Source organism: Devosia sp. SL43, from assembly GCF_021729885.1.
Taxonomy (GTDB): Bacteria; Pseudomonadota; Alphaproteobacteria; order Rhizobiales; family Devosiaceae; genus Devosia.
In genome coordinates this window covers 3,915,856-3,929,585 of sequence record NZ_CP063401.1, presented here as the reverse complement: position 1 = coordinate 3,929,585, position 13,730 = coordinate 3,915,856, and the positions used below count along the sequence as shown (strand labels likewise).

Annotated in this window: 12 protein-coding genes; 7 read left to right on the top strand and 5 right to left on the bottom strand. The window is 62.4% G+C overall.

Translation table 11 applies throughout. The features are described 5' to 3' along the window. Positions 1–189 precede the first annotated feature (189 nt). The 3 genes from IM737_RS19170 to IM737_RS19160 all read left to right on the top strand — a co-directional run bounded on the left by IM737_RS19170 (position 190) and on the right by IM737_RS19160 (position 3,674). Positions 190–2,286, top strand: coding sequence for a S9 family peptidase (locus tag IM737_RS19170; protein WP_236896809.1), 2,097 nt, complete (start codon positions 190–192; stop codon positions 2,284–2,286). Between the two features lie 71 nt (positions 2,287–2,357). Then, complete coding sequence (locus tag IM737_RS19165; RefSeq protein ID WP_236896806.1) at positions 2,358–2,966, top strand: superoxide dismutase; 609 nt, start codon at positions 2,358–2,360, stop codon at positions 2,964–2,966. Between the two features lie 162 nt (positions 2,967–3,128). After that, positions 3,129–3,674, top strand: coding sequence for a response regulator (locus IM737_RS19160; protein ID WP_236896805.1), 546 nt, complete (start codon positions 3,129–3,131; stop codon positions 3,672–3,674). Here the strand turns inward: IM737_RS19160 and IM737_RS19155 are convergent. Both IM737_RS19155 and IM737_RS19150 read right to left on the bottom strand, forming a co-directional pair. Further along, the gene (locus IM737_RS19155; protein ID WP_236896803.1) at positions 3,671–4,234 is read right to left on the bottom strand and encodes an LOG family protein; all 564 of its coding nucleotides are present in this window, start codon (positions 4,232–4,234) and stop codon (positions 3,671–3,673) included. The two genes, IM737_RS19160 and IM737_RS19155, sit on opposite strands and share 4 nt — an antisense overlap. A 1-nt stretch (position 4,235) precedes the next feature. After that, positions 4,236–5,726, bottom strand: coding sequence for a helicase HerA-like domain-containing protein (locus tag IM737_RS19150; protein ID WP_236896801.1), 1,491 nt, complete (start codon positions 5,724–5,726; stop codon positions 4,236–4,238). Between the two features lie 120 nt (positions 5,727–5,846). Between IM737_RS19150 and IM737_RS19145 the strand changes: the two genes are divergently transcribed. After that, entirely contained in the window at positions 5,847–7,151 is a 1,305-nt protein-coding gene (locus IM737_RS19145) for a TIGR03808 family TAT-translocated repetitive protein (protein ID WP_236896800.1), read from the top strand. Between the two features lie 65 nt (positions 7,152–7,216). Beyond that, on the top strand, positions 7,217–8,557 hold the full coding sequence (locus IM737_RS19140) for a tetratricopeptide repeat protein (protein WP_236896799.1): 1,341 nt from the start codon (positions 7,217–7,219) through the stop codon (positions 8,555–8,557). Here IM737_RS19140 and IM737_RS19135 read toward each other — a convergent pair. The 3 genes from IM737_RS19135 to IM737_RS19125 all read right to left on the bottom strand — a co-directional run bounded on the left by IM737_RS19135 (position 8,554) and on the right by IM737_RS19125 (position 11,858). Further along, positions 8,554–10,224 carry an SDR family oxidoreductase gene (locus tag IM737_RS19135; protein ID WP_236896798.1) on the bottom strand — a complete coding sequence of 557 codons (1,671 nt, stop codon included), beginning with the start codon at positions 10,222–10,224 and terminating at the stop codon, positions 8,554–8,556. The two genes, IM737_RS19140 and IM737_RS19135, sit on opposite strands and share 4 nt — an antisense overlap. A 75-nt stretch (positions 10,225–10,299) precedes the next feature. Further along, entirely contained in the window at positions 10,300–11,298 is a 999-nt protein-coding gene (locus IM737_RS19130) for an asparaginase (protein ID WP_236896796.1), read from the bottom strand. A gap of 221 nt (positions 11,299–11,519) precedes the next feature. Next, a complete protein-coding gene (locus IM737_RS19125) occupies positions 11,520–11,858 on the bottom strand; it encodes an SH3 domain-containing protein (RefSeq protein ID WP_236896795.1) in 339 nt (112 codons plus the stop codon). A gap of 318 nt (positions 11,859–12,176) precedes the next feature. Between IM737_RS19125 and IM737_RS19120 the strand changes: the two genes are divergently transcribed. Further along, positions 12,177–13,046 carry an NAD-dependent epimerase/dehydratase family protein gene (locus tag IM737_RS19120; RefSeq protein WP_236896794.1) on the top strand — a complete coding sequence of 290 codons (870 nt, stop codon included), beginning with the start codon at positions 12,177–12,179 and terminating at the stop codon, positions 13,044–13,046. A 90-nt stretch (positions 13,047–13,136) separates the two neighbouring features. Next, entirely contained in the window at positions 13,137–13,727 is a 591-nt protein-coding gene (locus IM737_RS19115) for an ANTAR domain-containing response regulator (protein WP_236896792.1), read from the top strand. The last annotated feature ends 3 nt before the right edge of the window (positions 13,728–13,730 follow it).

Sequence of the window (13,730 nt, the reverse complement as noted above, 5' to 3'; positions counted from 1 at the left end):
ACTCCCATGCGCCGATTCCCGCGACCGGCCCTGTCTCGCGCCAGACCATAATCAATGAGCCGCGCGGGACAAGTCAAAACGGGGTTAGGCCGCACTTATCCAGCGTATCGCCCTCTTTCTTTGAGGCGTAGACCGACCTATGTCAGTAATCCTTCCCGAAGCGGCTCCCGCCTCCACCCGGATATATCAATGACCAAGCCCATCCCGCCCGTCGCTGCGCGCAAGCCGCATTCCGCCACATTCCACAACGTCAGGCGCGAGGATCCCTATCATTGGCTGAGGGCGGACAATTGGCAGGAGGTAATGCAGAAACCGGAAACGCTCGATCCGGAAATTCGCACCTATCTCGACGCGGAGAACGACTATTTCGAAGCCGAGTTCGGCAAGCCGACCGAGGCTTTGCAGGAGACAATCTACAAGGAAATTCGGGGCCGCATCAAAGAGGATGACAGCGGCATTGCTTCGCCTGATGGCCCCTACGCCTATAATTCGCGCATGCTTGAGGGCAAGCAGTATCCGCAGATCGTGCGCACGGCGCGTGAGGGTGGTCCGGAAACCGTGCTGCTCGACTGCAATGTAGAGGCCGGCGAGGAGTATTTCGGCTTTGCCGGAGCCGAACACGATCGCTCGCACCGCTACCTCGCCTGGGCCGCCGACCGCGCTGGCTCGGAATACTATGACATCGTCATTCGCGACCTCGAGACCGGCAAGGACAGCGAAGAGATCATCGCCGAAACCGCCGGTTCCTATGTCTGGACCAACGATTCCAGGGCGATCTACTACACCGAATACGACGACAATCATCGGCCCTATCGGGTGAAGCTCCACACCATCGGCACCGACCAGGCGAATGACCCTGTTATCTTCGAGGAGAGTGACCCCGGCTTTTTCGTCGGCGTGGGTCGCACACTCAGCGACAAGTTCATCGTCATCGACGCGCATGACCACCAGACCTCGGAGTGCTGGCTGATCGATGCCGAACGGGGCGGCGAGCCGCGCCTCGTCGCGCCGCGCCTCACCGACCGCGAATACGATATCGAAGAGCGCGACGGCCTGCTCTACATCCGCACCAACGCCGATGGCGCCGAAGACTTCAAAGTGTCAGTGGCGCCGGTCGACAATCTTGCTTCTGAGAATTGGACCGACCTGGTGCCGCATCAGCAGGGTGTGCTGATCCTCGATACTATCGTCATCAAGAACCACCTGCTGCGTCTTGAACGCTTCGAGGGCCTGCCGCGCATCGTCGTGCGCGATTTGCGGACCAATGCCGAAGAGACCGTGAGGTTCGACGAGGAGGCCTATTCCCTCGGCATGTCGGTCGGCTATGAGTTCGATACCTCGGTTTTCCGCCTCACGTACTCTTCGCCCACCACGCCGTCTCGGACTTACGATGTCGATCTCGAAACCGGTGTCCGCACCCTGCTCAAGGAGCAGGAGGTGCCGTCCGGTCACAACCCGGATGACTATGAGACCCGCCGCCTGTTTGCCACCGCGAGCGATGGCGAGCAGGTGCCGGTCACCGTGCTCTACCGTAAGGATACCAAGCTCAACGGCTCGGCTCCCGCGCTGCTCTACGGCTATGGCGCCTATGGCATGTCGATGCCCTCGGCGTTCTCGATTTCGGCGCTATCCCTAGTCGATCGCGGCTTCGTCCACGTCACCGCCCATATTCGCGGCGGCATGGAAAAGGGTTATCGCTGGTACGTGCAGGGTCGCCGCGAGCACAAGACCAACACTTTCACCGATTTCATCGCCTCGGCCGAAATGCTGATCGAGAAGGGCTATACCTCCAAGGGTCGCATCGTGGCCCAGGGCGGCTCGGCCGGCGGCATGCTGATGGGCGCCATCGTCAATCTGCGGCCCGACCTGTGGGGCGGCATCCTGGCCCAGGTGCCGTTCGTCGACGTGCTCAATACCATGCTCGACGAGACGTTGCCGCTCACGCCACCCGAGTGGCCCGAATGGGGCAATCCCCTGGCCTCGGCCGAGGATTATGCCCGCATCGCCGCCTATGCACCCTATGAGCAGGTGGCCGCAATCGACTATCCGCCGATCTTTGCGCTGGCTGGCCTCACCGATCCGCGCGTCACCTATTGGGAGCCGGCCAAGTGGGTCGCCAAGCTGCGCGCAACCAAGACTGGCAACGCCCCGTTGTATCTGCGCACCAACATGGGTGCGGGCCATGGCGGCGCTTCGGGTCGCTTCGACCGGCTCAAGGAAACCGCGATGTGCTACGCCTTTGCGCTGAATGCAGTCGGATTGGAAGGATCGTTCCCCTCCAACTGATTGTTGCCGTTATCAAAACGACCTATATCAAGCCCACTATCCTCAGCGTCTTTCCCTAAATGGAGGCCACTATGTCGACCAAGTTCACTCTGCCGCCCCTGCCTTATGCCTATGATGCGCTCGGCCCCTACATGTCCAAGGAAACCCTCGAGTTTCACCACGACAAGCACCACCAGGCCTATGTGACCAATGGCGAGAAGCTGCTTGAGGGTTCAGGCCTCGAGATCCTGCCGCTCGAAGACATCGTCAAGGAGAGCTACGGCAAGAATGCCGGCCTCTTCAACAATGCCGGCCAGCACTACAACCACGTTCACTTCTGGAACTGGATGAAGCCCAATGGCGGCGGCAACAAGCTGCCGGGCAAGCTGCAGGCGGCAATCGATTCCGACCTTGGCGGCTTTGACAAGTTCCGCGCCGATTTCATCGCCGCCGGCACGACGCAGTTCGGTTCGGGCTGGGCTTGGCTGTCGGTGAAAAACGGCAAGCTGGAAGTCAGCAAGACCCCGAACGGCGAATCGCCGCTGGTCCATGGCGGCAAACCGATCCTCGGCGTCGACGTCTGGGAGCATTCCTATTACATCGACTACCGCAACGCCCGTCCGAAGTACCTCGAAGCCTGGTTCGACAACCTGGTGAACTGGGAACACGTCGAACTGCTGTTCGAAGAAGCCCAAGCCTAATCCCTATCGTCGAGCAATCCCAAAGCCCGCCGCGCGCTTGCGCCGGCGGGCTTTCTCATGGCTACCGCGCAGTTTCCCCTACGAATTATCCATTTCCGGAACCCAGCCCTTCAACGCGTCGTTGGGGCATGGTAACGGATCGTTTACTATTCGGGGGAATGTGTGACTGAACCGGCCAAGGTCATTGCCATCATCGCGGCAAATCCTGCGCTCTCGTCCTTGCTGGCGATGGTGGTGGCAGGTGACTCACGCCTGAAGGTCCGCGTCTTCGACAGCGAGATCGACCTCATCGCCTATATGCGCCTAGCGCCCGTCGACATGCTGGTTTGCGATTTCGACCGCGAGGGCCGCCCAGCCTATGAGATGGTCGAGGGCATCCGGCTCAACGGCGCTTTGGTCAGCCAGGATGTGCCGGTCATTGCGCTCACCCGCAGCATCACGCCGCCGATGCGGCATCAGGCGATCAGCGCCGGCATAGACGAAGTCATCATCAAGCCGATGTCGCCGCGCCACTTGCTGCAGCGCATCCAGGCCCGGTTGCGTACCCGCAGTGTCGTCGGCGTTCTGGGCGGCTATCGCGGGCCGGATCGGCGTAACCGCACCGCTGTGCCGACCCCGCAGCCGGTTCCCACGCGGCGGTCCACCGACAATGTGGTGCCGCTCTTCCCGGATCGCCGCAAGCCGCGGCATCCAGGTTTGGACGCCTAACGGCTTTCGCTGACTAGACGGCTAACCCGGCTCCACAGATCTTCGATCGTATCGGCAAACTGCACTGCCCGGTCATAGCCAGGCAGCCCCGGCGACAACACGTCCGCCGCATAGCCGCGCATCACCTCATATGCCCGATGCCGGTTAAGCATCACCACCGGCATTGTGCGACCCTGCGCCCTGGCCGCTGCCCAGGCGCCGAACAGGGCCGACGCCGAGGCCAATGAGCCCGGCAGGGCGACGAAGGCCTCGGCCAGGTTGGCGACGCGCGCCAGGCGTTCGGGCTGCGTCGCCAAGACCTCCATGGTCACGCCGGCCAGCGCTGGTGGCAGCACGATGGAGGTATCGGCAACGATCTGCACATTGCCGCCGGCAGCGCGCGCAGCGGTAATGAGCGGAATGGGGATGACGCCATTTTCGGCGATGCAAACAAGGCTGGCCCCGCGTTTGGCGAAATAGGTGCCTGTCTGCCCCATGATCGAGGCGCGCTCGGCATCGCCTGGCCCCTTGTCGGAGGCGAAGACTGCAAGAACAGGTGCTGATGTGGCGGGCTCGAGCATATCAGCGACCACGCTTCAGGCTGCCAAGAATGCCCCGCACCAGCGCACTGCCGAGCCGGTTGGCAACGGTCCGCGCCAGCGAGTTCATTGCGGCCTCGGCGGGCGTCTGGCGGGTAGAGGTGCGACGCGGCGCAGCTTCCTGATAGGTTCTCTCGGGCGCGCGACGAACCTCCTCGTCCTGGCGCTGCCGTTCTTCGGCCAGTTGCTTGTCGCGTGCGCGACGCTGCAGCACTTCGAACGCCGACTCGCGGTCGATGATCTCGTCATACATCGTGCCCAGCGGCGAATTGGCGATGATCGACTCGCGCTCGGCCGGCGACAGTGGCCCGACCTGCGCGGAGGGTGGCCGGATCAGCGTACGCCCGACCATCGACGGAATGCCCTTGTCCTCCAGCACTGAAACCAGCGCTTCGCCGATACCGAGCTGGGTGATGACTTCTTCGGTCGAGAAGGCCGGGTTGGGCCGGAACGTCTCCGCCGCGACCTTGACCGCCTTCTGCTCGCGCGGGGTATAGGCGCGCAAGGCATGCTGGATGCGGTTGGAGAGCTGCGCCAGCACCTCTTCGGGAATATCGACCGGGTTCTGGGTCACGAAATAGACGCCGACGCCCTTGGAGCGTACGAGCTTGACCACCTGCTCGATGCGGTTGATCAACGCCTTAGGGGCATCGTCGAACAGCAAATGTGCCTCGTCGAAGAAGAAAACGAGCTTGGGCTTGTCCATGTCGCCCACTTCGGGCAGTTCCTCGAACAGTTCCGACAGCAGCCACAGCAGAAAGGTCGCATAGAGGCGCGGCGCGCGCATCAGTTCGTCAGCGGCGAGGATCGAGATGAATCCGCGACCATCGGCGTCGGTCCGCATCAGGTCGGCAATGTCGAGCGCTCGTTCGCCGAAGAAGTGATCGGCGCCCTGCTCTTCCAGCACCAGCAAGCCACGCTGGATCGCGCCGATGGTCGCAGTGGTCACGTTGCCGTATCGCGTCGAAACTTCCTTAGCCCGCTCCTGGATGTCGACGAGCAACGCCCGCAAATCCTTGAGGTCGAGCAGCAGCAGCCCCTCGTCGTCCGCTATGCGAAAGGCGATGTTGAGGACGCCTTCCTGCGTATCGTTGAGCTCGAGGATACGGCTCAGCAGCACTGGCCCCATCTCGGAAATGGTGGCCCGTACCGGATGGCCTTGCTTGCCATAGAGGTCCCAGAAGATCACCGGGAACACATCATCCTGAAAATCGGTGAAGCCGATATCGGTTGCCCGCTGCGTCTGCCAGCCCTGCGCCTGACCCATCTTGGCGACGCCACTCAGGTCGCCCTTGATGTCGGCGGCGAACACCGGAACGCCAGCGCGGGAAAAGCCCTCGGCCAGCACCTGCAGGGTCACGGTCTTGCCCGTGCCGGTCGCGCCGGTGACCAAGCCGTGGCGATTGCCGTATTTGAGGGCGAGGTATTCGGGCCGCTCGCTGGTTCCGAGATAGATCTTGTCGTCAACGAGCATTGGCCGCCACCTATTGGAGTCGAGTTCTTATAGCCGTCTGCGTCAGGGGCGAACAACTCGTAACTCTGTTTTCCATTGTCGATGGCGATCGATGGGCCGGCGAGGCACTATGGAGCCATGATGAAACGCCGACACCTCATTGCCGGATTTGCTGCACTTGCGGTCACGCCCGTTCGCGCCCAGACGACCCTGGATGCAACAAGCCTGGGCCTCGTTCCCGGGTCTGAAGCCGATCAGAGCGAACTTCTGCAACGGGCCATCGACCTGGCGGTCGGTGCCGGTCAGGTCCTGCGCCTGCCGCCCGGCAGTGTCCGGGCGCAGGGGCTTAACCTGCCTTGGGGACTGGTCATGGAGGGCGCGCCGATGCTGTCGTCCCTTGCGCCACATCCCGGCGCAGCCATCACCACAATTGCCAACATCTACGAGCGCGGCTCGGTCCTGTTCCGGGATATCGACTTTTACGGCGGGACGACCTCGGACGCGGCAAACAATCTCTTCAGTTTCGAATCTGCCAGCAGCGTGGCCTTCGAACGCTGCGGTTTCCACGACGTGCCGGAGATTGCCATCCGTCTCTATGATTCCGCGCTGACCATCCGCGACTGCGCTTTCTCTGGCATCGGCGACGCGGCCATCCACTCAATGGACGGGCGTGGCCACTTTATCAGCGGCAACCGTATCGACGGCTGCGGCAATGCGGGTATCCGCATCTGGCGTGGCGAGAACGGATCTGACGCGTCGATCATCTCAGGCAACCGCATCTCCAACATCGGATGGAAGGGCGGCGGCAACGGCCAGAATGGCAATGGCATCAATGTCTTCAAGGCCGACGAAGTGATCGTCAGCGACAATCATATCGTCGATTGCGCTTTCACCGCCGTGCGCCTCAACTCGACCAACAATACGCAGGTCAGCGGCAATACCTGCCTGCGATCGGGCGAGGTCGCCATCTTCTCCGAGTTCGCCTTTTCTGGCTCGATAATTACCAATAACATCATCGATGGGGCCGCCACCGGCATTTCGATCACCAATCTCGATGACGGCGGCCAACTGGCCGTCTGCTCGGGCAACATCGTGCGCAACATCACGCCCGTCTCAGCGGTCAATCCCGACACGCTGCCCATCGGGATCTATGCCGAGGCGGAAACGGCCATCACCGGCAACACGGTGCAGAACGTTCCAGGCATCGGCATTGCCGCCGGCTACGGCCCGTACCTGCGCAATGTGCTGATCTCGGGCAACGTGATTTCAAACAGTAATATCGGCATCGGCGTCAGCGTGGTCGATGAGGCCGGCGCCGTGCGACTGGGCGACAATCTGATCGCCTCGCCGACCGAGCACGCCGTCGTGGGTCTTGCCTGGACAGAGGTAGTTGAACCAGACCTGCTGGCCAATGTAACCAAATATCCAAACGTGAGCGTCAACTAGCCGAAACGGGCTTGTCATCGCATTTGCTGCGCGCGAGTAATGATGTCTGTGAGGGGATATCAAACATGCGCGTTCATATACTTGGCTTGGCTTTCGCTACGGCAATGGTGATCGCTTCACCGTCGCTCGCTCAAGACATCGCTGCCTCTTGCGAGGCGCTGGCAGCCAGCCCGCTTGATCCCGCGACGCCCGCCGGCGCCGGCATTGAGCGCGATGACATGGATATCGATGCCGCCCTGCCCGCCTGCCGGGCCGCTGCCGAGGCAGTCGGCGCCACGCCTCATGACCACTATCTCTACGGCCGCGTCCTGCAGGTGTCCGGCGACTTTAGCGGGGCGATAGCGCAATATGGCATTGCTGCCGAAAGCGAACTGAGCATGGCCGTCAACTCGCTCGGCGAGATGTACGAGTATGGCGATGGCGTCGAACCCGACAATGCGCAGGCGCTGGCCCTTTACGAACAAGCCTACGAGATCGATCGGCTGCCGGTTGCGGCGATGAACCTGGGTTATTTCAGTGCCTACGGCGTTGTCGGACCGGAGAATTTTGAGCAGGCACTGATGTACCTGACAGTGGCCAGCGATGGCGGCATCGGTTGGGCGACCAACGAGTTGGGGGTCATGTACGAGTATGGCCGGGGCGTCGAGCCCGACCTCGTCAAGGCCGCCCAGTTCTACAAGACCGCCTTCAAGAACGGCGAATCCTATGGCGCCGCCAACCTCGGCTATCTCTACGAAACCGGCCGTGGCGTGGAACAGGATGAGGTCGAGGCCGTCCGGCTGTACGAGCTGGCCGTAGCGGGTGGCAGCTCCAATGCCATGGTCAATCTGGGCGTGATGTACGAGGAGGGTCGCGGCGGCCTGGAGCAATCGGGTGAGCGGGCCATTGAGCTGGCGCTGCAGGGCGCAGATGCCGGCGATCCCATGGGCTGGTCCAATGCCGGCGCGATCTACTCGGACGGCATCCTGGTACCGCAGGATCTGGCCAAGGCGCGCGAATTGATGCAGCAGGCGGCTGATAGTGACACTCCCAGGGCGCAGGGGGCCGGCTATAACGGTCTGGCCTGGAGCTACGTCCTCGAAGGGACCAACTACAAGCAGGCACTTGCACTGGCCAAAAAGGCCGTCGCCGCGGATCCCGAGGTAGCCAACTATATGGATACGCTGGGCTGGCTGATGCACCTGCAGGGCAACGACGCCGGCGCATTGCCTCATTTCGAAGAGGCACTGGCGCTGTCACCGGACGATCCGTCCATCCAGGCACATGCGGGCGACGTCTATGCAGCGCTTGGACAAATCGAGGACGCGCGCAAGGCGTATCAAGCCTTTGTCGATCTGGCACCGGCAACGATTACTGACCCGACAATCGACATCGAGGCGGCAAAGGCCTGGCTGGCAGCCAACTAGCCCTCAGGGACCAGCCAGCCGCGATAGCGAACGACCATGCCCGTCAGGGCATGGCCGATTTCCACATCGAAGGTGAAACGCCCTTGCTCCACCGTCTCCGCACCCCCGCCACGCGGGCCGAGCGCCATGGGCATGGGCAGCCCGAACAGGGTCCAGCGTCTGATGATCAGGCGAAGCCCTTGATCATCGCTGACGACCGCCAATGCGACCTGCACCGGACCAAAGCGCTCCACCATGAGCCTGTCGTTGCGGCCGGTACCGGCGGACTGGACACTGGCGAACGACCGTCCGCCAAAGCTGCGCCTCCAGGTTTCAACACCACCGCTGGTGCTGAACTCAACCGTCACTGGCACGCGCTCACCCCCCGATGGAAAGCCGAAAAGCCACCGGGCAATTCGGGCGCGCAACCCATCGCCCGCTTCCACCACCGCCTGGCCTCGGGCCTTGCGGATATCGGTGTGCATGATGCGAACTGGCTCGGGGAGTCGGTCCCAAGCCGAGCCAAGTAGCCGTGCATAGAGCGACCGGGAGAGCTCGATGTCATCACGAAACCCGCTGTAGAGCGTCCGCCCGGCGAAGACGCGATCATAGTCGGAGAGCTCCAGCGCCGCGATGGCGGAGCGAGCACCAGGCGCTGGAGAGTGGCCCTCCAGCCGCTTGAGCACCAGCGCCTGCACCGCCATGGACGGAATGTAAGGGCCATCGCTGCCCTCGGCTGCCAAGTGCCACGAGCGCCGCACCGGACCCGCAGGACCAGTTCCGGTCACTTCAACGAACATCCCACCGCGATGCTCGCCCCAGCGCAAAACGCGCTGTACTTGAAAGACGATGGCCGCAAGCCAGGACAGGCCGGGCAGCAGCTTGAGACGCACAAGCCAGGCGAGGCCATTCAGCGCCCGATGCAGGAATTCCGGCCGAGTTCCGGCGCCCATCCAGACGGTCTTGAGACCGGTCGTAGCGGCTGGAATAAGCAGGAGATCCGGGACGTCGACCAGCGAAAACCGGGTGTTCCACAGCGGCAAGTGGCCGGGCGGCGCGATGGTGTAACGCATGGTCTCGGTGAGACCATAGCCGGCCGCCTTGTGACCGTCGCGGATCAGCGGTAGCTGCTTGCCTGCGTAGCTCAGGATGGCTTCGATTACGTTCCGTCCCACGACGGCGTGTGGCGATGGGGCGATGCCGCCGCGCATGCTGTCAATATCAGTCAGGCCAGTGGACAACTGTCGCAACACTGCCGCGGTCAGCACTGGAAAACTGCTGACGCCGGACAGAACGAAAACCCCGGCGGCGCGGGCATCTGCATCGAACTGGTCTATGCCGCCGACAAAAGCTGAGCTGTCGGCCAAGTCCATGTAGCTGGCACCGGCTTCGATGGTGTTCCTGACTAGGCGGTATGGATCATCGCCATAGTGCTGGAAAGGGCCCGTCGCATCGACGACGATATCGGCTGCAAGGGCTCGGATGTCCGATACCGTTGCAGTCCGTCGATCAAAGGCCACCGGCCGCTTCTCGGCGCCCGCAGACAGCGTCGAGATGAACTGCTGAGCCCTTTCAAACGACCGGCCCGCAATCAGTAGCGTTACACGCGTTTCGCCTGCCAGCAGCTCAGCCAAACGCCCGCCAAAAGTGCCGTAGCCGCCGACAATCAGGATGGTCAGTTTGCTCATGTGGCGCCGCCCCGGGCTGCGTGAACTGCGCCAGCTTAATGCCAGCCACGACCAAAACCAGCAGACGAAAGGTCGCTAGGTCAGCGTGCGCATCATGCCGACTTCGGCGCCGCGAACGTTGTTGATCGGTTGCGTTGCCCACTTCTGCAGGACTGCTCGCTGCGCCTCGTCGGGATCGGCGATCTTGAGCAGCAGGCCGGCCAGCATGGCCTGCGATGCGGCGATGTTGCCATCGTCGCATTTGAGCGCGTAACCCCAGCCCTTGTCACGGATTGCACCGCATTGCACGCCCTCGGCGCCGACCTTCTGCATCAAGCGGCCGTTGAATGCCTGCATGATTAGGGTGTCGGCATGGCCCGTGCCCGCCACCAGGTGCGGATGGGAAGTCGCTGCGTCGAACAGGCGGCGAGCAGCGGTCCCCAGCTCCGGCGCTATGCCTTTGCCGGTCGCCATGCGCGCGAAGCCGTAGGCGAAGGCACGCAATGGTGCGGCGAAGGTTGGGATCGAGCAGCCATCGGTGCCGCACTTGCCCTCGGTCAGCGGCTCGCCGATCACTGCCTCAACCGCGGCGCGAACCTGCTTTTGCACCTCGTGCTCGCGTCCGACATAGCCGGCAGTGGGGATACCCATGGCCACCGCGACACTCAGCATGCCGGAGTGCTTGCCCGAGCAATTGTTGTGCAGCGCGCTAGGCTCGGCACCGACAGCCCGCAAGGCCTCACGCGCCGCATTGTTGGTGGGCTGATGCGCACCGCATTCGAGGTCTGCCACTGACAGGCCAAGTCGCGACAGCAGCCCGGCTGCCGTGTTCACATGGACGTCCTCGCCGTGATGGGAGGCACAGGCCAGCGCCAGTTCTTCGGACGTGTGGTGGAATTGTTCGTCGGCGTGGCGCGCGAAGATGGGCAGCGCCTGCATCGACTTGATGGCGGAGCGCGGAAAGATCGCCCGCTCGATGTCGCCGGCCGAGGCGATGATCGTGCCTTCGGCGTCGACGACGGCGTAGGCGCCGCGGTGGAGATTTTCCACCCAGTTGCCGCGAACGGTTTCGGCGAGAACGGGATTGGCATCCATATAAAAAAACTCCGGCCCAGGCTGTTCTCAGAACAGCGCAGGACCGGAAAAGTCAACAGAGCATGGGAAGGAGGCAGGCACGAAACTCAAGGTATGTCGGCGGAGGTGGAGACCCGACCGAGTGACGACAGTGATCTGCGGCGATGTTATGCCATCGCTCGGCAGGTCTCCGCCTTCGCCGACATCAGGGGCGCTTCGAAACGAAGCGCTCCCGACAGGGATCAGATGTCCCAGTCATAGACGACGGTCAGGTATTTCGAATTGACCCAACCGGAGACGCCCTGGCCATCGACGAGGCACCAGTCGGCGCCGACCTGGGCTTCGATGCAGCGCTCAACCCAGACATGCGAGCCTGGCTCGTAGGCGCCGATCTTCTGCGAATAGGAGGCGGGCCACTTGCGGACATTGAGGTTGTCCCAATGAGCGACGCCCGTAACCTGGGCAAGTTGGTCGACCTGGTAACCTGCGGCCATCGCTGGCTGTACGGCAAAGGCGCCGGCGGCGACAACGACCAGGCCACAGAGGCCGGCGACCAGTACTTTTTCCTGCTGCTTGTTCATTTGTTCTCTCCCTGGAAGAGAATTGCGTTTCCATGATTGAGAGATTGCCACCACCGCCTTGAACCGATGCTGAGATCGACGTTCAGAAAGCGTTCATTCCTGCGGCAAGCTCTCTCCTGGATCAGCGCTGTCGCGCTGGAGGACATAGGGCGGCGCCGATCGAAACCACGTCTGATGGTCGCAGCCGCTGATAATCAAAGCCGCCATCAGTAGCGAATTTTGAGAGATCGGTGTTCGCGTGCCGGTTGGCAGCGCCGGTATTCCGTGCCACGTTCTCGCAACGGCAGGGTACAAGTCCTGCAATTTGAGGAGGTTAGGATGGCCAAGGTTCTCGTTACCGGCGGCAGCGGCAAACTCGGGCGTGCCGTGCTGCGCGACCTCGTTGCGCACGGCTACGATGTGCTGAACATCGACCAGCAGGCCCTCGCCGATCCCATTTGCCCTTCCGTACGGATCGATCTGACCAATTTCGGTGAAGTGGCCGCTGCGATTCTCGGTGGCGTGGACGAGCGCAAGGGGCCGTTCGATGCCGTGGTGCATCTGGCGGCCATTCCGGCCCCCGGCCTCGCCGCCAATGCGCGCACCTTCGCCAACAATGTGCCCACCACCTACAATGTCTTCGAGGCATCCCGGCTTGCGGGCATCAAAAACATCGTCTTCGCGTCCAGCGAGACCGTGCTCGGCCTGCCCTTCGAAACGCCACCGCCCTATGCGCCGGTCGACGAGGAATACTATCCCCGCCCCGAATCGGCCTATTCGCTCGGCAAGTTGCTCGACGAGACCATGGCCGCACAGTTTTGCCGCTGGGATCCGTCGCTCCGCATCGTCGGCCTGCGCTTCTCCAATGTCATGAACCCGGAAGACTATGCCGCCTTCCCCAAGTTCGACGCCGATCCGCGCAGCCGCAAATGGAACCTGTGGGGTTATATTGACGCCCGAGACGGTGCCCAGGCGGTCCGTCGGTCAATCCAGGCCGACTTTACCGGCTTCGAGGCCTTCATCATCGCCAATGCCGATACCGTCATGAGCCGATCCAACATGTCGCTGCTGGCCGAAGTGTTTCCATCCGTGCCGACCAAGGGCAACCTGACAACCAATGGCACGCTGCTGTCGATCGAGAAGGCCAAGCGGATGCTGGGCTACTCGCCGCAGTACAGCTGGCGGAGCGAGATCAACGCCAAAGTGTAGCTCGGGCCGGCCCCCAGGCCGCAAAATTGCATACGAATTGTGCAGTTCGTACCCTTGTGGTTTATCTGGGCACAGGCATAACTGCCGCCGATGCCCAATTCCGACCTCTCCATTCTGATTATCGACGAGAATCGTATTCGTGCGTCCATCATCGAGGATGGGCTGCGCGAGGCCGGGCACAAGCGCGTCGCCGTCATTCACGACGTCAACGAGGTCGGGCGGACGATTGCCGCCACCGCGCCCGATGTCATCGTGATCGACCTCGAAAATCCCAAGCGCGACACGCTGGAGCACTTCTTTTCGCTGTCTCGGGCCATCCAGCGCCCCATAGCCATGTTCGTCGACCGCTCCGACGGCGCGATGATCGAGAAGGCAGTCGAGGCCGGTGTATCGGCCTATGTGGTGGACGGGCTCAAGAAAGAACGCGTCAAGCCCATCCTCGACATGGCGATCTCGCGCTTCAATGCTTTTTCCCGCTTGACCCGGGAACTCGAGCAGGCGCGCAGCGAATTGGAAGACCGCAAAGTCATCGAGCAGGCCAAGGGCATCCTGATGCGCAGCCGCGGGCTGAGCGAGGCCGATGCCTATGCCCTGCTCCGCTCCACCGCCATGAACCAGAACCGGAGGATGGTCGACATCGCCCAGAGCCTTGTGACCGCAGCCGATCTTCTCGGCCCATAGGAA